Source organism: Agrobacterium sp. DKPNP3 (assembly GCF_052686535.1).
The window spans coordinates 1-23438 of the sequence record NZ_JBQYSN010000077.1 but is presented as its reverse complement, the minus strand read 5'-3'; the positions used below and the strand labels follow the sequence as shown (position 1 = coordinate 23438).

At 59.4% G+C, this 23438-nt stretch carries 21 protein-coding genes; 12 read left to right on the top strand and 9 right to left on the bottom strand.

Annotated elements, in window-relative coordinates:
- Nucleotides 1-80 precede the first annotated feature (80 nt).
- From ACUTJJ_RS18845 to ACUTJJ_RS18825, 5 genes are all read right to left on the bottom strand, one after another.
- On the bottom strand, nucleotides 81-890 hold the full coding sequence (locus ACUTJJ_RS18845) for an inositol monophosphatase family protein (protein WP_445543070.1): 810 nt from the start codon (nucleotides 888-890) through the stop codon (nucleotides 81-83).
- A gap of 26 nt (nucleotides 891-916) precedes the next feature.
- Complete coding sequence (locus ACUTJJ_RS18840; protein ID WP_063951764.1) at nucleotides 917-1978, bottom strand: ABC transporter ATP-binding protein; 1062 nt, start codon at nucleotides 1976-1978, stop codon at nucleotides 917-919.
- Complete coding sequence (locus tag ACUTJJ_RS18835) at nucleotides 1975-4206, bottom strand: ABC transporter permease (RefSeq protein WP_445543069.1); 2232 nt, start codon at nucleotides 4204-4206, stop codon at nucleotides 1975-1977. The genes ACUTJJ_RS18840 and ACUTJJ_RS18835 overlap by 4 nt, the downstream gene beginning before the upstream one ends.
- Nucleotides 4207-4283: 77 nt before the next feature.
- Complete coding sequence (locus ACUTJJ_RS18830; RefSeq protein ID WP_063951816.1) at nucleotides 4284-5309, bottom strand: ABC transporter substrate-binding protein; 1026 nt, start codon at nucleotides 5307-5309, stop codon at nucleotides 4284-4286.
- 98 nt (nucleotides 5310-5407) lie between these two features.
- Nucleotides 5408-6436 carry an ABC transporter substrate-binding protein gene (locus tag ACUTJJ_RS18825; RefSeq protein WP_445543068.1) on the bottom strand — a complete coding sequence of 343 codons (1029 nt, stop codon included), beginning with the start codon at nucleotides 6434-6436 and terminating at the stop codon, nucleotides 5408-5410.
- Nucleotides 6437-6649: 213 nt separating this feature from the next.
- Between ACUTJJ_RS18825 and ACUTJJ_RS18820 the strand changes: the two genes are divergently transcribed.
- Nucleotides 6650-7399, top strand: a complete 750-nt coding sequence (locus tag ACUTJJ_RS18820; protein WP_445543067.1) for a response regulator transcription factor — start codon at nucleotides 6650-6652, stop codon at nucleotides 7397-7399.
- Nucleotides 7396-9492, top strand: coding sequence for a two-component system sensor histidine kinase NtrB (locus ACUTJJ_RS18815; protein WP_445543066.1), 2097 nt, complete (start codon nucleotides 7396-7398; stop codon nucleotides 9490-9492). Before ACUTJJ_RS18820 ends, ACUTJJ_RS18815 begins: the two co-directional genes overlap by 4 nt.
- A 119-nt stretch (nucleotides 9493-9611) precedes the next feature.
- On the opposite strand, the gene ACUTJJ_RS18810 is transcribed toward ACUTJJ_RS18815, so the two are convergent.
- Nucleotides 9612-10700 (bottom strand): hypothetical protein, encoded by a 1089-nt coding sequence (locus ACUTJJ_RS18810; protein WP_063951759.1) that lies wholly within the window; start codon nucleotides 10698-10700, stop codon nucleotides 9612-9614.
- A gap of 512 nt (nucleotides 10701-11212) precedes the next feature.
- Here ACUTJJ_RS18810 and ACUTJJ_RS18805 point away from each other — a divergent pair.
- The 10 genes from ACUTJJ_RS18805 (at nucleotide 11213) to ACUTJJ_RS18760 (ending at nucleotide 22239) form a co-directional block, all read left to right on the top strand.
- A complete protein-coding gene (locus tag ACUTJJ_RS18805; RefSeq protein WP_445543065.1) occupies nucleotides 11213-11653 on the top strand; it encodes a hypothetical protein in 441 nt (146 codons plus the stop codon).
- Between the two features lie 139 nt (nucleotides 11654-11792).
- Entirely contained in the window at nucleotides 11793-12302 is a 510-nt protein-coding gene (locus tag ACUTJJ_RS18800) for a cytochrome P460 family protein (protein ID WP_445543064.1), read from the top strand.
- Between the two features lie 152 nt (nucleotides 12303-12454).
- Entirely contained in the window at nucleotides 12455-14230 is a 1776-nt protein-coding gene (locus tag ACUTJJ_RS18795; RefSeq protein ID WP_445543063.1) for a cytochrome c biogenesis protein DipZ, read from the top strand.
- A 45-nt stretch (nucleotides 14231-14275) separates the two neighbouring features.
- On the top strand, nucleotides 14276-15034 hold the full coding sequence (locus ACUTJJ_RS18790; RefSeq protein WP_445543062.1) for an alpha/beta fold hydrolase: 759 nt from the start codon (nucleotides 14276-14278) through the stop codon (nucleotides 15032-15034).
- Nucleotides 15035-15238: 204 nt separating this feature from the next.
- A complete protein-coding gene (locus ACUTJJ_RS18785) occupies nucleotides 15239-16285 on the top strand; it encodes an alpha/beta fold hydrolase (protein ID WP_445543061.1) in 1047 nt (348 codons plus the stop codon).
- Between the two features lie 95 nt (nucleotides 16286-16380).
- Nucleotides 16381-17121: a response regulator gene (locus ACUTJJ_RS18780; RefSeq protein WP_445543060.1), complete on the top strand. Its 741-nt coding sequence runs from the start codon at nucleotides 16381-16383 to the stop codon at nucleotides 17119-17121.
- On the top strand, nucleotides 17118-18434 hold the full coding sequence (locus ACUTJJ_RS18775) for a sensor histidine kinase (RefSeq protein ID WP_445543059.1): 1317 nt from the start codon (nucleotides 17118-17120) through the stop codon (nucleotides 18432-18434). The genes ACUTJJ_RS18780 and ACUTJJ_RS18775 overlap by 4 nt, the downstream gene beginning before the upstream one ends.
- A 140-nt stretch (nucleotides 18435-18574) precedes the next feature.
- A complete protein-coding gene (locus ACUTJJ_RS18770; protein WP_445543058.1) occupies nucleotides 18575-18991 on the top strand; it encodes an organic hydroperoxide resistance protein in 417 nt (138 codons plus the stop codon).
- 309 nt (nucleotides 18992-19300) lie between these two features.
- The gene (locus ACUTJJ_RS18765) at nucleotides 19301-20719 is read left to right on the top strand and encodes an aldehyde dehydrogenase family protein (protein ID WP_445543057.1); all 1419 of its coding nucleotides are present in this window, start codon (nucleotides 19301-19303) and stop codon (nucleotides 20717-20719) included.
- A gap of 197 nt (nucleotides 20720-20916) precedes the next feature.
- Complete coding sequence (locus ACUTJJ_RS18760) at nucleotides 20917-22239, top strand: epoxide hydrolase family protein (protein WP_445543056.1); 1323 nt, start codon at nucleotides 20917-20919, stop codon at nucleotides 22237-22239.
- A 151-nt stretch (nucleotides 22240-22390) separates the two neighbouring features.
- Here the strand turns inward: ACUTJJ_RS18760 and ACUTJJ_RS18755 are convergent, their stop codons facing one another.
- The 3 genes from ACUTJJ_RS18755 to ACUTJJ_RS18745 all read right to left on the bottom strand — a co-directional run.
- Nucleotides 22391-22594, bottom strand: a complete 204-nt coding sequence (locus tag ACUTJJ_RS18755) for a hypothetical protein (protein WP_445543055.1) — start codon at nucleotides 22592-22594, stop codon at nucleotides 22391-22393.
- A 150-nt stretch (nucleotides 22595-22744) separates the two neighbouring features.
- Complete coding sequence (locus ACUTJJ_RS18750; protein ID WP_445543054.1) at nucleotides 22745-22915, bottom strand: hypothetical protein; 171 nt, start codon at nucleotides 22913-22915, stop codon at nucleotides 22745-22747.
- A gap of 65 nt (nucleotides 22916-22980) precedes the next feature.
- On the bottom strand, nucleotides 22981-23438 hold a 458-nt coding region (locus tag ACUTJJ_RS18745), incomplete at its 5' end, for an alpha/beta fold hydrolase (RefSeq protein ID WP_445543053.1).

Genomic DNA, 23438 nt, shown 5'->3' with positions numbered 1-23438 from the left:
GGTCGCACTCGCTCTGTCGCAGCGCGCTGAATGACCAGCGACACTCCGGCGACTTACCAGCCGCCGGAGCGTCCATTACCTCACGCCGCCAGAGCGGCCTGATGGATGTCGATGAGTTCGTCATAGCAAGAGGTATTTCCGGCCAGAACAGGCTGTCCTTCAAACAGCTTTTCGCCCTCGAGCGAAAACGGCATAAAGCGCCCACCAGCCTCCTTGACGAGGCAAAATCCTGCCATGCAATCCCATGCGCGCATATGCGGCTCATAATAACCGACAAGACGACCTGCCGCGACATAGGCGAGCATCAACGCACCCGAGCCGTTTCGGATAAAATTGCCGCCGCGCCCCATCACATCGCTGATGATGCGTCCCACCCGCTGCGGCGTGACATAGTTATTGCAGCCGATGCCCGTCAGAGCGTTTTGCAGGTTCCTTGACGGATCGAGTTTCAAGCGGGTCCCATTCAATGTTGCGCCGTGGCCTTCCGCTGAAGCGTAGATTTCCTTCGAACAGGGAACATTGATGATACCGATGACCGGTGCGCCATCGCGGACAACGGCGATAGAAACACACCAGCTCGGCATGCCGTTGACAAACGGGGCGGTTCCGTCGATCGGGTCGACGACCCAGGTGTAACCGGAATCTCCGTCCTTGTAGCCATGCTCCTCCCCGAGAAAGCCGTCATCTCCGAAAGCGGCAGCAACGCGCTCGCGCAACAACGTCTCGACATTGCGGTCTGCGATCGAGACGACGTCCTGAAGATCGCGCTTGGTTTCGATCACGAGGCTGTCGCGCTTGTTGAAATAGTCGAGCGCCATGGCACCGGCCTCCTCCGCCAGGGCCTTTGCCAGTGCGAAGCGTTGTTCAAGGCCGTCATTCATTCCTGTCATTTCCATTTCCTCAAATCTTAGACCCATCAAGCGTCGATGAGGGCTATGCCACGGTTTTTGAAATTGATTGTGACATCGCTCGTTTCAAGTTGCGTATTTTTCATGTCGTGATCGACAATGAAGAGAGTGCCAACCTCGGTTTCGACTTCGTATTCGATGTGTCCACCAAGATAGGCGGTGTGCAGCACGCGCCCCGGCATGCCGGCGCTGCCAGGCGCGTCGATGGTGATCGCGCCCGGTCTCACCGCGAGCTTTGCAGCGCCAGACCGGACGCCCCTGCTTCGGATGCGATGCTCCATGGCGCCAACCCGAACGACTGACTCGTCACCCGTTTGCGAAACGACTTCACAGGGCACGACATTCGCCTCTCCCATGAAATCGGCGATGAAGGCGGAAGCGGGAGCCTCGTAAAGCTCTCGCGGCGCACCCGACTGGGCGATTTCTCCGTCTTTCATGACAATGATGCGATCAGAAACCGCAAGCGCTTCATCCTGATCGTGCGTCACGTAAACCGCGGTGAAACCGATTCTTTGCTGGAGTTCGCGAATATCCGTGCGCACACGCCGCCGAAGGCGCGCATCAAGGTTAGACAGCGGTTCGTCGAGCAGCAGGACCTGAGGTTCCAGCACCAGCGCGCGGGCGACCGCCACGCGTTGCTGCTGTCCGCCGGAGAGCTCCGCTGGCAGGCGGTGGCCCATGCCGGAAAGACCGACGAGCTTCAGGCCTTCCTCCGCCTTCTCCCGCGCCTCGGCCTTTTTCAGCCCGGACGATTGCAGCCCATATGCAACGTTGTCCAAGGCACTCATATGCGGAAAGAGCGCATAGGACTGGAAGACCATGGATACGTCGCGCTCATTGGCGGGAAGCATCGTTACGTCTTTGCCACCAATCAGGATCCGACCGGAGTTGGGATGTTCAAGCCCCGCGAGCATGCGAAGTGTCGTCGTCTTTCCGCAGCCTGAGGGGCCAAGAAGCGTGACGAGTGTCCCTGGCTCGATCGTCAATGACAGATCCGGGATGGCGGTAAAAGCGCCGAAGGTCTTGCGAACATTCTGAAAAACAACGGAGCCGGGTTTGACCTTGATCATGCGATTTTCTCCTGGGGATGAGAAACGGGTTTGACGTCGTCGAGCCCGGCGACGCGGTTTTCGCGGCGCAGACGTCGTTCGCCGACGAGGAGCTGGAAGCCCGCGATGACAGTGATCATCACGACGATCAGCATCGAGGAATAAGCGATTGCAACACCATATTCGCCGTTTTCAACGAGGCCGACGATATAGGACGTCGCCATGTTATATTGAGCGCTGACGAGGAAGATCACCGCACTGATGGATGTGATGGCCCGGACGAACGAATAGACCAGTGCAGCCCTGATTGCCGGGCGCAGGAGCGGCAGCACCACAAGCCTTATGGTACGGAAGCTGTTTGCCCTGAGCGTGAGCGAGGCTTCGTCCAGGCTTTTGTCCAACTGGCTCATGGCCGCGATGCCGCCGCGAACGCCAACGGGCATATTGCGGAACACGAAGCAGGCTATGAGGATCAGCGCCGAGCCCGTCATCTCAAGCGGCGGCAAGTTGAACGCCATGATATAGCTCACACCGATGACCGTACCGGGAATGGCGAAACTCATCATCAAGGCAAACTCGAAAAGATTGCGGCCGGCAAACTTCTGCCTGACGATGATATAGGCTGTCAGCAATCCGACGGCGGCAGTGAGCGGGGCGGAAATCAAAGCGATTTCCATCGTTGTCCAGAAGGAATTCCAGGCAACGCCCGTCCAGGCAATCGAACCGTTGCTCACGCTGACGGAGAAGGCCCGAACATAGTGCTCGATGGTCAGGGTATTATCCAGACCCCACGTCTTCACGAAGCCGCCGACAAGGATCATGCCGTACACGACGATGGTGAAGATCATCCAGGGAACAACCAGCGCATGAACCGCAATCGACATGGACTTCGGAAGAGCGGCGTGCGCACCGCTGTCTCCTTTACCCGTCACCGTCGCAAAATTCTTGCCCGCCAGCCAAAAACGCTGGGCGATAAAGGCTGACAGCGTAAAGCATAGCAACACGATGGCGAGCACTGCCGCGCGGGAGGGGTCATTCTGCGAGCCCACGACAGCGAAGAATATTTCCGTCGAGAGAACGCCGTGGCTGCCGCCGAGTACCAGAGGATTACCGAAATCCGCCATGCTTTCGATGAAGCCGATCAGGAAGGCATTGGCGAGGCCCGGCTTCATCAGCGGAAGCGAAACGCGCCAGAAGGTGCGCCACCGGTCGGCACGCAGCGTCTGCGACGCTTCTTCCATCGATGGGCTGACACCCTCGACAACACCGATCAGGACGAGGAACGAAATCGGCGTAAAGGACAGGACCTGGGCAATCCATATACCCGTCAGGCCGTATAGCCAGCGGCCCGGCTCGATGCCGAAGACGCTCGACATGAATTCGGTGACAACACCCGCCCGGCCGAAAAGCAGCGTCAGGGCAAGGCCGATGACGAATGGCGGCGTGATGATTGGCAGGATTGTCAGCAGACGCAGGCCCTTCTTGAATGGAAAGCGCGTGCGAGTGGCGACAAGTGCGAAAGCGAGGCCAAGAATGGTCGATCCCGCTGCCGTCATGATGGCCAGGAAAAGTGTCCGCCAGGCAACGCCACAGCGGCCGGCACCGACAACACAATCGAGGCTCCAGATGCCCGGATCCTGCATGTTGCGGATAAATCCGTCGGGATTGAAGGAGCCGTCTATATCCTGCACGGCTCCAGCCATCATGCTGCCGATGGGGTAGAAGACGAAGACACAGACAAGGAAGACGAGAAGCGAAATACAGGAGACGACGAAGACATCGCCCTTCATGAAGCCGCGCTCTGCCAATCCGAACGAAATATAGAGCACAAAAACGAAAGCCATCGTCACGGCACCGGCGCCCATCGAGGGCTGGCCGTCGGCCATCGGGCCAAAAATGCTCTCGCTCGCCTGCCAGGTCCACCCCGTAAAGCCGATTGCAAGTCCCTGAAGCACGAGAAAGCCAAGGCCAAGAACGCCTGCGGCCACTAGGAGCCGGCCGCGCATTGCAGGGTCAGACAGCGTCCGTGCAAGGGCGCCCATCAGGAAGAAAACCATAACACCGGCGAGCCACACGCGACCTTCGATCGCCATCTGGACGATGCCGGGCGCAGCTTGCGCCGACATCGGAAAATCCGAAAGCCAGCTCAGGCCAAAAAAACCATTTTCGATGCGGTACCACGGCACCAGCACCAGGGCTGCGACGCCCAAGGCCAGAACAATGTCCAGCCTGCGATTGCCATGGGTCATGGTCAACCTCACAAGATTTAGGTGTGTCGAAAGAGGTTGCCTTCGTCACCAGGAACGAAGGCAACCGGCAAGGGAGGTTAGTTGGCGACGGCGCCAATCTCCTTGTCCCAGCGCTCCAGCAGGGCTTTGCGCTTGGCTGGATCGCCATAGGTTTTGAAGTCGTAGTTGATCAGCTTGATATCCTCAAAGCGTGGTGCTTCCTTCGGAATCTCCGCCGTCTTGTTGGAGGGTAGCTGGAAGGATTTGGCATCCTTCATCCGCGACTGAACGTCGGGCTGCAATGCCCAGTCGTACCAGGTCTTGGCGTTCTCGAGATTGCGAGCGCCCTTGACGATGGACATGGAGCCGATTTCATAGCCGGTGCCTTCGCAAGGCGCGATCGACTTCACCGGAAAGCCTTCTGCCGTCTGCGCCACGGCGTCATGCATGAAGACGATTCCAAGCGCCGTTTCGCCACGAGCCGCCGCCTTGACGGGGGCGGAGCCCGACTTCGTATATTGCGAGATGTTACCGTTCAGCTTCTTCAGATAATCATAGGCCTGATCCTCGCCCATGATCTGGACCAGAGAGGCCAGCGCCGTATAGGCGGTGCCTGACGAGTTCGGGTTGGCGATCTGGATTTCGCCCTTCAACTCGGGCGCCAGCAGGTCTGCCCAGCACTTGGGTTCCTTGTAGCCCTTTTTCTTGAAAATATCGGTATTGTACCCCCAGCCCAGCGCACCGGCATAGACGCCGACAGTCTTGTAACCGGCGCTTTCGGCCTGATTTTTTGCCCAGTCCTGCAACTGGTCGAGCATCTTCGACTTGTACTCCAGCGTCAGGTTCTCGGAAGCTGCCTGAAGATGCGGGTCGCCGGTGCCGGCCCACCATACGTCGGTTTTCGGGTTGCGGGCTTCTGCGCGGATCTTGGCGTAGGCCTCGCCTGAGGACATGCGAACCATGTTGACCTTGATGTCGTGGCTCTTTTCGAAATCGCCTTTCATCTGTTCGCAGATGACCACATCGGCGGCGCAGATGAGGTTGAGATCGCCTGCGGCGTGGGCCGGAACACCAAGAAGAGTGGTGCCTGCCAGAAGCAGGCTGGACATGATCGTCAGTCGCATGATTTCCTCCATTGTTGCGTCTGAATGCGTTTTGCGGACATGGCTTCGCCATTCGACGTGCCGGTGGCCGCCGTCGTGATCCGCTTAGAGTCGTGTTTTCATTGGCTGGGCGGATGGATGTCCGTGTCAAAACGGCTCAAGAGCCGTCCCCGTTCTTCCGGTCTGCCAAAGGTCGCAAAGTCGTAATCGACCATCTTTATCAGCGAGAGGTCCGGCGCGCCCGAAGGCAACGCTGCCTTCGCATTTGACGGCACCTGATTTTGTCCCGCAGCAGCGCCGGTGGCCTGACCTTCTGGGCTTAGCGCAAAATCCACAAACTTGCGGGCCTCCTCCCGATTTTTCGTACCCCTGATGATGCTGACAGCGCCGATCTCGTAACCCGTCCCTTCGCAAGGTGCGACGATGACGAGGGGAGCACCCGCCTCCTTTTGCGTGACCGCATCATGCATGAAAGAAATGCCGATCACAGCCTCACCTCGTGCAGCTGCCTTGACCGGGGCTGAGCCAGCCTTCGTATATTGCGCAACGTTCTGATCCAGCGCCTTCATGTAGCTGAACGCCTCTTCCTCGCCAAAAAGCTGTACGAGGGTCGCGAGCATGGTGAAGGCAGTCCCGGAAGAATTTGGATTCCCGGCCAGGATCTTTCCGCGGTAAGCGTGACCGATAAGGTCTTTCCAGCAACTGGGGACAGCAAGACCCTGCCGCTGCAAAAGGTCGCTGTTATAGGCGAAGCCCAGGGCCCCCGCATAAATGCCAGCCGATTGGCCGCCCGACATGGTGAAGAAATTCTGCGCCCAGGGAAGCAGCTCGGCCTCGTTTTTTGAGGCATAGGCCTCCAGCAGCCCCTCGGAGGCGGCTTGCAGATGCGTGTCCCCCGTGCCGCCCCACCAGACGTCAACCGTCGGCGCGTCCTTCTCTCTTCTGACCTGCTCGAGAATTTCGCCAGTGCTCTTGCGCACCATAGTGGTCTGCACACCGGATCTGCTCTCGTAAGCCAGCTGCATCGCAGCGCACCAGGCGTCATCCGCCGCGCAAAGAATGTTCAGCTTTCCATTCTCCTGCGCCGTGGCAACGGCACAGGGCGCAAGCGCCAAACCGGCGCTGAACGCCGCAAGCCATACTTTCACCACTTCCTCCCTGGAACCTCCCCGTTCCATTCTTGAGGTCAAGCATGACAGAACTCTTGATTAGAGCAATCCTATGAATGGTTACCGATTTTTCAACGGCAGACGCCCGCGGGCAAGAACGGTTACGAATATTACAAATGTAACGGACTTGGTCATCATCGACCTTTTGAATATTCCGATACTCTTGCATATGATTGTCGACGGGAGGACTTCATGGTGCAAAAACAGAGGATCGGAATACTGATCGTCGAAGACGATCCTGATATGGCTGAGTTGATAGCGGATCTTGTCGAGGCGGAGGGCTGGGCACCCGTTGTCGTGCACTCAGCCGAAGAAGCTGCCGCGACACTGGCGCAGGAAGACATCCACCTTGTGCTCCTGGACCACAATCTTCCCGGCATCTCCGGCAGAACTTTTGCCCAGCGCATTCGCACGGAACTGGGACTGAATGTCGGTATCGTCATGGTAACGGCGGCCGGCAGCGCGACCGAGCGGGTGCTGGGCCTTGAAACAGCAGCCGACGACTATGTCGTCAAACCCTTTGAACCCATTGAGCTGACGGCCCGGATGAAGGCGGTTCTGCGGCGCATCGCACCCTCGCTTCGCGTCGAGAAAGAGCCGGAACGGGAACACGAAACGAATGCACTGAGGCTTGGAGACTGGGCTGTTGATCTGTCCGCGCGGCGGGCGATCTGCCTTGCCGACCGGAGCAAAACGCTGACAACCGCGGAATTTGCGCTTCTTGAGGTGCTTGCAGAAACGCCGAATAAACCGGTCAGCCGATCCCATATCCTTGATCGCCTCGGCGCGGAAAGCGACCGCTTCATTGACCGCAACGTCGATGTGCTTGTGCTTCGCCTGCGCCGCAAGATAGAACGCAACCCTGACCTGCCGCAGCACATCCAGACGCGCAGGGGCAAAGGCTACGTCCTTCATACTGACAATGCAGAGCCGCACCTGTGATCAACAGGCTTTTTCTCCAGTCTATTGCGTTCCGGCTGCCATTTGCCATCGTCTTTATCTGCTCGTCGGTCTTTATTCTCTCGGCGGTCGCAATCTATGGCCTGCAGAAGGCTAGAACGGAGATGGCGACCTACAGCCTGCAGGCCTTTTCGAGCCTTGCCCGCGCCTCACTGGTATCGCGGCAGGTCGCCGATCTGGTTTCGAGTGCGCCGCTGCTGATGAACGCGACCTCGCCCTATCGAGTGTCGAGCGAAAGTCGCGCCGTCGTTGCGCAGGTGGACAGCCTTCTCGATACGATCGGCCAAGACAAGAACGCGGAAACGCCGAATAATGTGCCGAGCGACGATATCGTGCAGTTGCTCCAGGCCATTCGCCAGCAGACCCTTTCCCTGGCGGCGGACGCGGATGCGGCCCAGCAACACAAGGCAGAGGCCGCAGCGGCATTGGGGGAAATTGCGACAAGCCAGTCCGTCACGGAAGACGCGCTTCGCCAGCGCCTGAATGCTATTGTTCAGGCCGCTGCCAATTCCGCCAGTCTTTTTCAGCTTGGAGAATTGCAACGCCGCTTCACTTCGGAAACCGGTTATTTCATGAACGAGGAGGTGGCGCCTGATGACAAGAAGGCGGTCGGTCTGGCACCCTACAAACGCGTATTCGACGCCCAGACGCAATATCTTCTGGAAATGTTCGCCATCCAGTCTTCCGTATCCAAACTTCACACTGTCTCCCGCAACCTTTCCCATGCAACAGAAACCCAGAGCGAGGCGGTCGCCCATCGATTGACGCAGGGCCTTGCATCCGCCTCGGCTGCACTGACGCGGCTGATCGTGATGGTCGCGATCGCTTTTGTCGTCGTTGTCATTCTCTCGACGCTGTCGATCCGCTCGGTCATGCGTGTTTCGAAAGGCGTGACCGCCCTGTCACGCGGCATGAATGCCCTCGCGAACGGGGAGCAGAATGTCAGCCTCCCCACGTATCGCGGTTCCGAAACTGAACTCATCCGTCTTTCCGATGCATTTCACGCATTCAAGGAAAGCGTCGACCGCGTTTCACGTCTTCGTCGCACGGCCGAAGCTGCGGCTCGAACGATCCGCTCGACATTCCGAACGATGAACGAGGGAATTGCGCTTTTCGACACCCGGGGACAGCCCATTACCATGAACAGGCGCATCATCGAGCTTGTTGGCCGTCGCGGCGGATCGTCGCGGAAATTGCCGTTACGATCCTTCATTGAAACCATACCGGAAATCGACCCGATCCTACTGCCTGCGAACGACGAAACCGGGACGCTTGCCAACCGGCTCACCGTGCGCCACCGCACAGCGGATCAGCGGGTGACGGAAATCGCGGTTTCCCGTCAACCCGACGGCGGGATTGTCCTTCTGGCCCGGGACGTGACAGCTCTCGACCGTCAGGAGGCAGAGTCAGCGAAGGCGCAGCGGCTTGACGGTATCATGCGCATGACGCATCAGCTCAGCCACGAAGTCGGCAACATGATCGGCATCATCACCGGAAGCCTTGGCCTTCTGGAGCGAGAGACAGGCTTCAGCGACCGCCAGCAACGCAATATCAAGCGCATCCGCAAGGCAGCCGATCGCGGCCGCCAGCTTGCCAGCAGCATGCTGTCCATCGGCAGCCAGCAGCCGATACATCCAGCGTCCGTGGATGTTGGTTCTGTGCTGAAGGGCATGGTGGACGTCCTCGAAATTGCCGTTGGTGCGCGCAACCAGATCATATTGCGCGTCGGCAGCGATTTGCCCCGGCTCGCTTTGGATGCTGCCCTTTTCGAGCAATCGATCCTAAACCTGTGCCTCAACGCCGCTGCTGCCATGCCCGTGGGCGGCACAATTATCATCGAAGCCACGCACTCGGAGGGCAGTGTCGAAATCTCGGTCGAAGACACGGGGTGCGGGATGGATCAGGATGCGGTCGACAGGGCATTCGAGCCTTACTTTACCACCCGCAGCCAGCAGGGCGGCACCGGCCTTGGCCTTGCCATTGTCTACGGTTTCATGCGCCAGAGCGGCGGCGACGCCAAGATCACCTCTCAGCCAGGGCGCGGAACCCGTGTTTCCCTGATGTTCCGCACCTGAATCAGGACCGTAAGATGTGTGGAGACGCGGAACTAGAAACTTTCCGACCGAAATGATGTAAAAAGAAACCGCCACCGGAGGGATGGCGGTTCCGAATTCGTGTGAAGCGATCCGGTCGATCACTTGCGGTAGGCAAGTCCACCCCAGATGCGGCCTTCATCTCTGTGGCGACCGCCATGCACGGCCCCGATGTAAGCAGCCGCAGCAGAGACGAGTGCGGAAGCAGCGAGCAGGAATGCGCTGAGAATGCCTGCGATACGAGCCTTTTCAGCAGCATCGGCGGCTTTGTTCTTGGCGTCTTCGACTGCCTTCTGGGCTTCAGCCTTCATGGTCTCGACCTGTTTCTGAGCCTCGTCGACCTTCTTCTGAGCTTCTGCCCGGACAGCCTGCACGCGTTCCACCGTCTCGTTTACCCGGTTTTGAGCATCAGTCTGGCTGATATTCGTGCGGGCAGCAATCTGGTTGGTGAGCCACGTCTTGTCTGCGTCCGAGATTTCCCCAGTCGCAAGCAGGTTACCCAGGATGCCACTGATCTGCCGCTGATAGTCGCCGGCAGTCTGGTCACCCGGAACCGGGGTTGAAGGCGTATCGGTCCGCAGAAGTGTATCGGTGAAGTAGTCGATCGGATTGGACTTCATGCCCTGCGGAAGCATCTGCTCGATGCTGGGAGCCGCCGCCTGACCTGCACCCTGGGCGAGGCCGCCTGCAGCACTGCCAGCGCCGGAAATGATCCCGCCGGCCAACTGGCCAGCACCCTGCACCGCGCCTCCGACAGCAGAACCCGTTGCTTCGACAGCCGTCTGGGCGACGCTACCAACAGCTCTTGCGCCACCCGAGAGGACACCAAGTGCGAGAAATGCCGAAACGACGGTGCCAAGGCCCCAGACGACGAGGCCGTTAACGCCATCGCGAACTGTCAGCTCGTTACGATCGGAAGCACCAGCCGGGCGACGCATGCGGCCAGCAATATAGCCGCCGAGCATGTAGGAGCCGACCATTGACAGGATGACGAACAGACCGGTGAGAATAAGCCAGACCGTGCTGATCTCGCCCCCATCATCCACGGAAATCGAGCTGAGACCAAGTCCGCCGGCGAAGGCGGTAAGGACGGCCATTGCGCCAGATGCGATCACCGCGCCCGCGAAGATTGCCGGCCAGTCCACGTAGCTGCGGTTAGGATTTGTTTCAATACCTGTCGGATCAACCATCAGCGTAGCCCCAGCAATGAGAGAATGAACAGGACGACGACGACAAGCCCGACAAGATAGATAATGGAATTCATACGGAATCTCCTCCGAAAGGACGACAAATCCTCCGCGTAGCGGCTGATTGCATGCAGTGAGAAATGCGAGCTCGTTGCTCCCTCACCAAACTCGTCTCAGGCGAAAAAGTTTCACGTCTGCTCGATACAGAAGAAAGATACTGCGAGAATCTCTGATTACGCGACAGCTATTGGGGGATGCCGCCGTGTGCGCGGCGGCCGTGTCAGTGCACGAAGACTATAGTTCGCATCAGCGGGTGTTTCCGGCACGATCCGGGTCCATTTATTTGTTTGTCATCACTTGATTGCGAAAATGGCGCCAGTCGATATCGACGGATTGAATGAGTTCTCCCCAGAGCCTGGTTCTGGAATGTCCGGACGCGGCTCCGTGAACGCGGGTAATCATGGCAAGCCAGACGCAAGCGACCTACGCCAGATTGCGGGCGAAGGAGATACACCATGTCTAGCATCGATCGCATTGGCTCCCCCGCCATGCTCTATACCCGCGGACGGCATCAGGACGTTTCTCAACCGGCGGTGGGCCAGACACCCGAACGGTCTGTTTCGCTGAACTCGGCGGGGTCTGCACCTTCCATTCCCTCCAACCTGGCCAATGCGCTCTGGTTGCTCCAGAGGCAGCATGGCGGATCCATCGAGGAAGCTCCCTTGCAGGGCGGCGGCCCGAGCGCGGAGGAGCAAGAATTGAGCAAGTGGGCTCATATGAGCCTTGGTGAGAAAATCCGGGCGCAATATTTGGAAGCGCGGGGATTGTCGGAAGGCGATCTCGCCGCCATGCCACCCGACGAAAGGAAGGCCATCGAGGACGATATCCAGAAAGCGATCAGGACTGCGATGGAAGCCCCAAAGGACGATGACGTGAGCGGGCTCGCCGGCATCTGAAGACGATGTGGCCCGCCCGAAGCGGAGCGGCAACGCGCCGTGCTACGATCTGATACATAAATGCGGGTTTCACGACATATGCCGGATACCTGCGGCGCAGATCAATGCCTGATCATTTTCGGATCAGGCAGGATTTCTCATGAAGAGCCAGATTTTTTTCGCCGTCGCTCTCTCGGTTGCGGGAGCAGGCTTTGGGGCCGCTTATTCGAGCCATGCGGACACGCGGCCGGAAAACGCCTCTCCCATCTACGGCGTCACGCTTCCCGAAGGATATCGTGACTGGCGGTTCATCGCCCCCGCACAGGAGGCTCCGCCACTCGACGAGCTTCGTGCGGTTCTTGCAAACGATATCGCCGTTAACGCCTACAAGGACGGAACCCTGCCCTTTCCCGATGGCTCGATATTGGTGAAGCTTGCTTACAAGCGGCAGCAATCGACGGAATTTCCCCCGGCCACGGTGCCTGGCGCAGCGACCACCGTGCAGGTGATGGTCAAGGACTCCCAAAAATATCCCGACAGCCATGGCTGGGGTTTCGGGCGGTTCGTCAACGGCAAACCGGTCGATGTCGCGCAGCATGAGACCTGTCTCTCCTGCCACGTGGGCAACGTCAAGGACCACGATTTTGTGTTTACGCGCTACGCGCCCTGACGAATGACAAGGCCCTGCGGCCAGCTTTTACACTCGAATACAAATCCACGGAAGTCCCGACATATCCGGGATACGCGAGGCCGGGAGAATGGCCTCATTACCGGGCCGCCTTACCAACCGCAGCCCGAACTCCCGCCTGAAAGGAAAAGATGATGACGCTGCTGGTCATTGCCTATCTCGGAGGGGTGCTGACGATTCTCAGCCCCTGTATCCTACCCATCCTGCCCTTCGTTTTTGCGCGGGCGGGGCAACCGTTCCTGCGCAGCACACTCCCCCTGCTCGTCGGCATGGCGGCAACCTTTTCCGCGGTCGCGACGCTCGCCGCATTGGGCGGCAGCTGGGCCATCAATGCCAATGAATATGGTCGGCTTGCCGCTCTCGCGCTGCTCGCCGTCTTCGGCGTGGGGCTGATCTCGCCGCGCGCTGCCAGCGTCATCAGCCGCCCGGTCGTCGAACTCGGCAACCGCCTTGCCAACGCCGCCGGGAAGCCGGGGGCTGTTCCAACGGTCGTGGGTTCCCTGATGCTCGGCATCGCCACCGGCCTCTTATGGGCGCCCTGCGCCGGACCGATCCTTGGACTGGTGCTGACCGGTGCGGCCCTGAAGGGCGCCAATCTGGGGACCAGCCTGCTGCTTGCCGCTTATGCCACGGGTGCCGCGACCTCGCTTGCCGTAGCCCTCCTCGTCGGAAGCCGGGTATTTGCGGCCATGAAGCGGTCTCTCGGTTTCAGCGAGCGGATCCGGCAGGGGCTTGGCGCAGCGGTTCTTGCCGGGGTCGCCGTCATCGCGCTCGGGCTCGATACAGGCTTCCTGTCGCAACTTTCCTATGCGAGTACGGCATCCTTTGAACAGCAGGTCCTCGATCGGCTCCATACCGCCAAAGCCCCTGAGCAGAAGATAGCGACGGCGGGCGAAGCCGACGCCCCGGCGGCAGGCTCCAGCGCTGCGCCGTTCAGGTCGGAACTTCCGGCTGAAGGCCGGGCCCCGTCCCTCGATGGCGCCGTCGAATGGCTGAACTCGCCACCGCTCACGCGTGAACAACTGCGTGGCAAGGTCGTGCTCATCGACTTCTGGACCTATTCCTGCATCAATTGCATTCGCACCATTCCTTATGTGCGTGCCTGGGCGGAGAAATACGGGGATCAGGGCCTCGTCGTCATCGGCGTCCACGCGCCCGAATTCGCCTTCGAAAAGAAGATCGACAATGTCAGGCAGGCCGTAGCCGACTTCAAGATCGACTATCCGGTAGCAATCGACAATGATTACAAAATCTGGCGCGCCTTTGATAACAGCTATTGGCCCGCACATTACCTGATCGATGCCAGGGGTCAGATCCGCTACCACCATTTCGGCGAGGGCAACTACCGGGAGACCGAAGAGGCGATCCAGAATCTGCTACGCGAGGCCGGCAGCAGCGCTTCCGCCAGCGACACCGTGAGCCCCGAGGCAACCGGCGCCGAAGCCGGCGCGGATATCAGGCACATGCTCTCGGGTGAAACCTATATAGGTTACCGGCAGGCGCAGGGCTTTGCGTCAAACGAGACGATGCGCGCAGACACGCCCCGCGATTACTCCGTCAAGACACCGTCCCTGAATGAATGGGGACTTTCCGGAAAATGGACCGTTGGCGCGGAAGCGGCGACCCTTGATATGGCAAATGGCGGCATAACCTACCGCTTCAGCGCCCGTGACCTGCATCTGGTGCTTGGGCCTGATGGTGCCGGAAAACCGGTCCGTTTCCAGGTGAGCATCGACGGCCACCCGCCAGGCGCGGATCATGGAGCCGATACGGATGCCGATGGCAATGGCGTCGTCACGTCAACCCGCCTTTACCAGCTCGTCCGCCAGTCCGGCACCGTTGAAGCCAGAACCTTCGCCATTCGTTTTCTGGATCCCGGCGTGAAGGCCTACGCCTTCACCTTCGGCTGACCCCGATTTTCGTCCCACCCGCAGGAACACTAAAGGAGAAACACGATGCACCACCGTCTCATGCCAAAATTTGCGCTCGCCGTCGCGACCGCCCTGATCGCATTTGCCGCGCAGGCGGCAGAGGTCAAGAATATCGTCATAGTCCACGGCGCGCTCGCCGATGGCTCGGCTTGGCGCAAGGCGACGGATATCCTCGAAAGCCGGGGGTTCAACGTCACGATCGTGCAGGAGCCCATCACCTCCCTAGCCGATGACGTCGCGGCGACAAACCGCGTCCTTGATCTTCAGCAAGGCCCAAGCCTACTGGTCGGGCACAGCTACAGCGGAATGGTGATCTCGGAAGCCGGTAACCGACCGGATGTGGCAGGTCTCGTTTATGTCGCCGCCTTCCAGCCGGAGAAGGGAGAGAGCCTTCTCGACCTCGCCGGATCGAAACCACCGGCTGGCAAAGGCATCAAGCAGACGAAGGATAACGCATTCCTTTATCTCGATCCGGCCGCCTTTGCCCAAGATTTCGCAGCCGACCTGCCCCGTGAGGAAGCGGCTTTTATGGCAAAAAGCCAGGTATTCGCTGCCAAGGCCGCCTTTGCCGCCAAGGCCGGCGAACCAGCCTGGAAAACAAAGAAGAGCTGGTCGATCGTCGCAACGCAGGACCGGTCGATCAACCCCGATCTCGAACGTGACATGGCAAAGCGCGCCGGTAGTGCGGTGACCGAGATTGCGGCGAGCCACGCGGTCTTCGCCTCCCAGCCCGAAAAGGTCGCGAATGTCATTGAACAGGCCGCCCGCCAATCCGCGCAATAAACAGCGCCACTTTTGAGGTGCTGATATAGCCGCTCCCGGCACAGGGGGCGGCTGATTTGCGTTCAGAGGGCAGACCGAATGTATCAGTCTGTATCCAGAGCCGTCGCTGCTACAAAACCATTCACATTCGTGCCCTCTGGACACATCGAGGATACACGCACGGCGTTACCTGCCCATCATCCAACATGGACAGGAGAGACTACAATGAATTCCGAGATCAATTTCCAGCGCCGCCGCTTCTTCGGCATTGCCGCGATGACGGTTGCCGCCGTCGAATTCGGTGCGGTAGGCCTGGCGCACGCCAAAGGCGAACCCGCTTCGACTCAACCCTCAGCGCCAAGCGGTGCAGCCACCTCCTTTGGCGCCCTGAAGCAGGTCAAGGCGGGCGTTCTCAATGTCGGTTATGCCGAAGCTGGCCCCGCAGACGGCCCGGTCGCGCTGCTGCTGCACGGCTGGCCGTATGACATCTACAGCTATGTCGATGTCGCGCCCATCCTTGCTTCGGCAGGATATCGGGTGCTTGTCCCCTATCTGCGCGGATATGGCACGACCCGCTTTCTCTCGGACGAAACCGCGCGCAACGGGCAGCAGGCAGCACTTGCGGTCGACATGATCGCCTTTCTCGACGCGCTCGGCGTCAAACAGGCCATAGTGGCTGGATACGACTGGGGCGCACGCACTGCCGACATCATGGCGGCACTCTGGCCAGAGCGTTGCACGGGCCTCGTATCGGTCAGCGGTTACCTTATCGGCAGTCAGGAAATCAACAGGAAGCCGCTTCCGCCCAAGGCGGAACTCTCCTGGTGGTACCAGTTCTATTTCGCGACGGAACGCGGCCGTGCGGGCTATGCCGCAAACACCCGCGACTTCGTTCGCCTGATCTGGCAGACGGCATCTCCGACCTGGAAATTCAGCGACGAGACCTTTGATCGTTCTGCTCCCGCATTCGACAACCCCGACCATGTGGCGATCACTATCCACAATTACCGCTGGCGGCTGGCACTGGCCGAAGGCGAAGCCAAATACGATGACTACGAGCGCCAGCTTGCAAAACTTCCAGTCATCACCGTTCCCACGATAACGCTGGAAGGTGACGCCAATGGCGCGCCGCATCCGGACCCTTCCGCCTATGCATCGAAGTTTTCCGGCAAGTACCAGCACCGCAATATCAGCGGTGGAATCGGCCATAACCTCGCGCAGGAGGCGCCGGAGGCGTTTGCTAAGGCGGTTCTCGACGTCGCAAAGCTTTAGGCTTGCCGAAGCCCGCGAACCGTTGTCTTACTGCCTGGGACAGCGGATGACGCGGTAGCGGGCCACTCGAACCGTCCGAACGACGAAGGCACCCAATGGAACATATCGATCACATTCTTGTCGTTGACGACGACAGGGAAATCCGGGAACTGGTTTCCAGCTACCTGAAGAAGAACGGCTTGCGCACCACCGTTGCGGCCGACGGACGACAGATGAGAAGTTTTCTCGATGGCAACGCCGTCGATCTGATCGTGCTCGACGTGATGATGCCCGGTGATGACGGGCTGGTTCTCTGCCGAGAGTTGCGAGCAGGCAAGCACAAGGCCACGCCGGTGCTGATGCTCACCGCACGCGATGACGAGATGGATCGGATCATCGGGCTCGAAATGGGTGCCGACGACTATCTGTCGAAACCCTTCGCGGCCCGGGAACTTCTCGCACGCATCAAGGCCATCCTGCGCCGCACCCGAATGCTGCCTCCCAATCTGCAGATCAGCGAGGCCGGGCAGCTCCTGACCTTTGGTGACTGGCGCCTCGACACCATGGGCCGCCACCTGCTCGACAGGGAGGGCACGACAGTGGCCCTGAGCGGGGCTGAGTATCGGCTTCTCAGGGTCTTCATCGATCATCCCCAGCGCGTCCTCAACCGCGACCAGCTCTTGAACCTCACCCAAGGACGCGATGCCGAGATCTTCGACCGGTCGATCGATCTTCTCGTGAGCCGCGTGCGCCAGCGGCTGGGGGATGATGCGCGGGAACCAACCTACATCAAGACGGTGCGGGCGGAGGGTTATGTCTTTTCCGTACCGGTGGAGATTTCGGAGCCAAGGACATGAACGGTCGGCACCTGCTTGTTGGCTGGTGGCCACGCTCGTTGCGAGCGAGACTCTTTCTCATCCTGTTCGCCGGCCTCGCCGTTGCCTATGGCCTGTCATTCAGCATCCTTTTTGCCGAACGATACATGTCGGCCAAGGCGGTCATGCTCGGCACGCTGGAGCAAGACCTTGCGGTTTCGATTGCCATCGTCGACCGCCTGCCTGCGGGTGAGCGGGCCGACTGGGTCAATCGTCTCAGCCGCAGCAACTATCAAATCGTCCTTGGGCCCGGCCTTCCCGGCGTTTCCGACTTGTCCGGACGCGGCGCGGAAATCGCGCAGAGGATCGAGGAAGCCGTAGGACATAGGTTTCCCGTCAGGGTGGAGTCTATCCCCGGCGACGGCAAGAGGCTTCAGGCACATCTGACGTTATCCGACGGTTCGCCCCTGACGATCGACGTGACACCGCGCGGCGTGATGCCCCTGGCGGAATGGCTGCCTTATGTCTTCGCTGCGCAAATGGTGGTTCTCCTGCTGTTGACCTGGCTTGCGGTGCGGCAAACGACCCGGCCCCTCAGCGCGCTTGCTGCGGCAGCGGAAGCGCTCGACCCGGGCGAGAAGGGTTTGCCGATGAGCGAGAACGGCCCAAGCGAAGTTGCCCATGCCGCCCGCGCTTTCAACGCCATGCGTGATCGCGTCGCGCAATATCTTGAAGAACGCGTCCAGATTTTGGCGGCGATCTCGCACGACCTGCAGACGCCCATCACCCGCATGCGATTGCGGGCCGATATGGCCGACGAAACGCCGGAAAAGGAAAAACTGGTCAGCGACCTGCGTGAAATCGAACGTCTGGTGCAGGACGGAATCGCTTATGCGCGCAGCGCTCACGGCAATGGCGAGAAAGCATCGCGTATCGACCTGGCTTCCTTCATCGACAGCATCGCATACGACTATCAGGATACCGGAAAGGCCGTCACGGTCTCCGGCATCGTCCGCGGCACGGCGTCGACCAAACCGCATGCATTGCGCAGAATATTGACGAACTTCATAGATAACGCCCTCAAATTTGCCGGTAGCGCCGAAATCACGGTGGACCGACGCGCTGAAGGCGCCGTGGTCATAACCGTGCTGGATCGTGGACCGGGTATTCCTGACCAGATGCTGCAAAATGCCATGCAACCCTTCTTCCGAATTGAAACGTCGAGGAACCGCGACACAGGCGGAACGGGTCTCGGACTTGCAATCGCGCAGCAGCTCGCCGGAACGATCGGTGGCTCGGTGCGCCTCTATAACAGGCAGGGTGGCGGGCTCGCGGCCGAGGTGGCTTTTCCCTGAAGAAAGGGCGGCCAATGATCCTGTTGGCCGCTACGTTTCGATACAGTTTCGCAATTTCCAGAAACATGCCGGATACGCTGATCCGTCACAACGCTCCTATCACGAAACGCCGCAGCAACGGCAAATGAAAGGAGCCTCCCATGACCAAGATCGAGACTGTTCTTTATACCGGCAAGACCCACACGACGGGCGGCCGTGACGGATCGGCGCAAAGCGACGACGGTGCGCTCGGCATCAAGCTCTCGCCTCCGGGCAGCGGCAAGCCGGGTACGAATCCCGAGCAGCTCTTTGCCGCCGGCTGGTCGGCATGTTTTATCGGCGCCATGACAAAGGCGGCGGCGAAACGCCAGCTCCGGCTTCCCGCCGACACCGCCGTCGATGCGGAAGTCGATCTCGGCACGACGGGCGGCGAGTTCTTCTTGCAGGCTCGTCTGTCGATCAGCCTGCCCGGTATCGACCGCGCCGCCGCGCAGGCCATCATCGAGGATGCTCACCAGATCTGCCCCTATTCGAAGGCAACCAGAGGCAATATCGATGTTTCGCTCAAGCTCGCTTAAGCCTGTTGTTTCCGCCCGTGCGCTTGTCATCGCCATCGTGTTTGCGGCGATATTTGCAGCACCGTGCGTATATGATGCAACATCCGACGAGCCCTCGCCGCTCGCGGGACTTCTGGGCGCGGTCTCATCGATGTGACCCCAAGGGAACGGCTCGGCGCCCGCCGCAGCCGTTTTCGCTTTTCCACTTCTTCCTGCCATCCCTCTGATCAACGCAGTGAAGTCTTCTTGGACCCATCCAGCGCGCCTCCAGCGCGTTCCGCGGCGTCGAGACGAGCCGGATTTCCAACCATCTTAAACGAGGCCAGATCAATGCGATCAATCGAACACATCTATATTGACGGTAAATTTGTGGTGCCAGAAGGCAATGAACGGATGGACCTTTTCAATCCGGCAACGGAAGAAAAAATCGGCGATGTCCGTCTTGGCAATGCTGATGATGCAAGGGCCGCAGTGGCAGCCGCAAAACGGGCTTTTCCCGCCATGGCAACATCCACCAAGGCGCAGCGTATCGATATGCTGCGCAGCCTGCGCGATACGATCGAAGAGCGACCGGATGAGCTCACGCAGGTCATGACCGAAGAATACGGCGCGCCCGCTTATTTCACGGCTTTCTCCGTTCAAAATGCAGCCTCGATTTTTGATGTTATGGCTGAGACCGTCGCGAACTACGACTTTGACCGGGTCGTGGGCAAAAGCACGGTCAGGATGCTGCCGCGCGGCGTTCTCGCCGCCATCACGCCCTGGAACAGCAATTTTGGTTTTATCGCCACCAAGCTTGCGCATGCAATCGGTTCAGGCTCGTCCCTTGTCATTAAACCGGCCGAACAGAGTGCGTTTCAGACGGATATTCTGGTGAGAAGGCTGCATCGGGCCGGCCTTCCTGCAGGGGTTTTCAACATTGTCAACGGCACGGGTCCGGTGGTCGGTGCGGCGCTGACGCAGGATCCCGACGTGGCGACCGTCAGTTTCACCGGTTCCACCCAGGCTGCAAAGATCATTCAGCGCGCGGCGATCGACGGCATGAAAAGGGTGGTTCTGGAGCTGGGAGGCAAGGCACCCACCATTATCCTGCCGGATGCCGACCTCGACAAGGCTATACCTGTTGCCCTGATGTCGGGCTTTGCAAACAGCGGCCAGGCCTGCGTCGCGGGTACCCGTATCCTTGCTCCAAGGTCCCGTCTCCCCGAGATTGCCGAGCGGTTGAGGATTGCGGCTGAAAAATTCAAAGTCGGCGATCCCAGTGATCCGGAGGTTCGGATAGGCCCTCTCGCCAGCCTTGCCCAGTGGGAGAGGATCCAGACTTACATCCGGCTTGGTGTCGAAGAAGGAGCAACCGTGCTGACAGGCGGAACCGGACGACCGGCCGGGATTGAAAAAGGATGGTTCGCCCGCCCGACAATCTTCGCAGATGTCACGAACGAAATGCGCATCGCCCGCGAAGAAATCTTTGGTCCCGTCCTGTGTCTTCTGGCCTATGAGGACGAAGATGAGGCCGTCAAGATCGCCAATGATAGCGACTACGGATTGCAAGCCTATGTGCTTGGATCCGACCTCAGACGTGCCGAACGCATCGCCGAGAGGCTGATGGCCGGCCGCGTCGTCATCAACGGTGCACCGCATGATCCCCGCGCGCCCTTCGGCGGTTTCAAGCAGTCCGGTATCGGCAGGGAGATCGGTGCCTTCGGTCTCGACGGCATGCTCGAACCGCGAGCCGTTCTCACCCCGTAACGCGAGAAATCTGCAGCGCCGGTCCCGGCGCACTCTCCGTTCTGCTTCAGGCCGACTTTGTATCCAGAAGTGTCAGCCGTGCGAAAACCGACGTTTCGTGACGCAACAGCAGGTCGAAAGAAACAGCCGGGATACAATCAACATCCACCTGTTTCGGACGCGAAATGGTCGCGGAACACATCAATATGGAGAGAAATATGACCGACGTCCTTCACCCTGCAAAAGGCGGGCACGGCACCGCGATTGTCCTTGGGTCTGCAATGGCGGTGTTGATGGTCTTCACCCCTGCCTTGGCGGTTGAGACTGTCAAACTACCCCAATCCGAAACCGCCTCTGCCGACGACAGCATCCGGCCGTTCCAGGTCCATGTCGATCAGTCGCAGATTGACGACCTCAAGGCGAGGATCAGGAATGCGCGCTGGCCGGATAAGGAAACCGTTGGTGATATTTCCCAGGGCATCCAGCTGGCGCGGGTTCAGGATCTCGTCCGATACTGGGGCAGCGACTATGACTGGCGAAACGCCGAGAAGGAACTCAACGCCTTGCCGCAGTTCATCACCAGGATCGACGGCGTCGACATCCACTTCATTCATATCCGCTCACGCCATCCCAACGCCTTGCCTGTCATCCTCACCCACGGCTGGCCGGGTTCAATCTTCGAGTTCACAAAAGTCATCGGCCCGTTGACGGACCCGACTGCTTATGGCGGCAAAGCCGAAGACGCGTTCGACGTGATCATCCCCTCCATCCCCGGCTATGGTTTTTCAGGCCATCCGACCGATCTGGGCTGGGGACCGGACCGTGTTGCTCGGGCCTGGGACACCCTTGTGAAGCGCCTCGGCTACACGCGATACGTTTCCCAGGGCGGCGATCATGGTTCGGTCATTTCCGATGCGCTTGCCCGGCAGGCGCCAAAGGGTCTGCTCGGCATCCATCTCAATATGCCGGCCACCGTTCCCGGCGCGCTCATGAAAGGCATCAACAGCGGTGATCCGGCCCCTGCGGACCTGTCTGCGCCGGAACGAAATGCCTATGACTCGCTCAAAGAGTTTTTCGGCAGGAACGCTGCCTATGGCGCAATGATGGTCACTAGACCGCAGACGATCGGCTATTCCTTGTCGGATTCCCCTGTCGGTCTTGCATCTTTCATCTACGAGAAATTCGCGCAATGGAGCGACAGCAATGGCGAGCCCGAAAGCGTGCTTTCCAGGGATGAAATGCTCAACGACATCACTCTCTACTGGTTGACCAACAGCGGCGCGTCCGGCGCGCGCTTCTATTGGGAAAACAACAACAACAACTTCAGCGCGGACGCACAGAAGACGAAGGACATCAAGATCCCAGTCGGCATCACCGTCTTCCCGAAGGAAATCTACCAAGCGCCGGAGAGCTGGAGCAGGCAGGCCTATCCATCGCTGACCTATTATCATCAGGTCGATCATGGCGGACATTTCGCCGCCTGGGAGCAGCCCGGGATTTTCTCGAGCGAGCTTCGTGACGCCTTCAGAAAACTGCGCTGAGAGACGTCAGTCTGGAAGCGCGGTTCCCGACCGCGCTTCCTCGCATCCTCGTCTTGCTGTCCGATTTAACGCTGGGCATTTCTGCACCAAAAAAGCCGTCGCTCGACACCAGTCGAGGAACGGCTTTTTCCATATCTGATGCCAGGAGATTTCAGGCCGCAACCGGGACGCGTTCCCCCATCCACTGATCCAGCGCAGATCGCAGCATTGATCCCGGCACAGCCTCCGAGGAGGCGATCCTCATCAGGTATTTTGCGGCGTCGACGGCTGTCGAGCAGCTGATCGGCAGGCGGTTCTCTTCGCAGAACTCATTCAAAACCCTGCGGATCGACAGAAGCGACACTGCGTTGGTCATCTCGGATCTCCATCATGCATACGATATTGCGCCACTTGATGGAGAAGCGTTGTGTCGAGAGTTTTCCACCGAAACCGAAAACGGTACCTCGATGTAGCCTCTCTAATTGCTGATACAATAAGCTACGATCGAGGACGGCAATCGCATCGATCAGTCCTGAAAATTCGTTTCGTTATTCGAAGGATCCGGCTTCGCATCGACGCGATTTTCCGCCTCGGCCTGCTGCGCCAGAGGAAGCTCAAGCTGAATATTCTCCATCTCGGGCAGGCTTGCGATGCCGTCGCGAAGGGCAGCGTTTTCATAAGATGGCTTGAAAGGCATCGAAATCTCCTGCTTGCAAGATAGTGGCCGCCAACCTCTTCTCCAGCTAGCGGCCGCTTACACGATCAGCCCTTCACGAAGGCCAGCAGATCTGGATTGATGATGTCGGCATGGGTTGTCAGCATGCCATGCGGATAACCCTTGTAAACCTTCAGCGTGCCGTTTTTCAGAAGCTTGACTGACAATTCGGCCGAATCTGCGATCGGCACGACCTGGTCGTCATCGCCGTGGAGAACGAGCGTCGGCACCGTGATCGCCTTCAGGTCTTCGGTCTGATCGGTTTCGGAAAAAGCCTTCACGCCGTCATAATGGGCCTTGGCGCTGCCCATCATGCCCTGACGCCACCAGTTCTGGATAACACCGGGATAGACCTTGGCGTTCGGACGGTTGAAACCGTAGAACGGGCCGGTCGGCACGTCGAGGAAGAACTGGGCGCGGTTTTCGGCCACACCCTTGCGGAAGCTGTCGAAAACTTCGATCGGCAGGCCACCGGGGTTGGAGGGCGTCTTCAGCATCAGCGGCG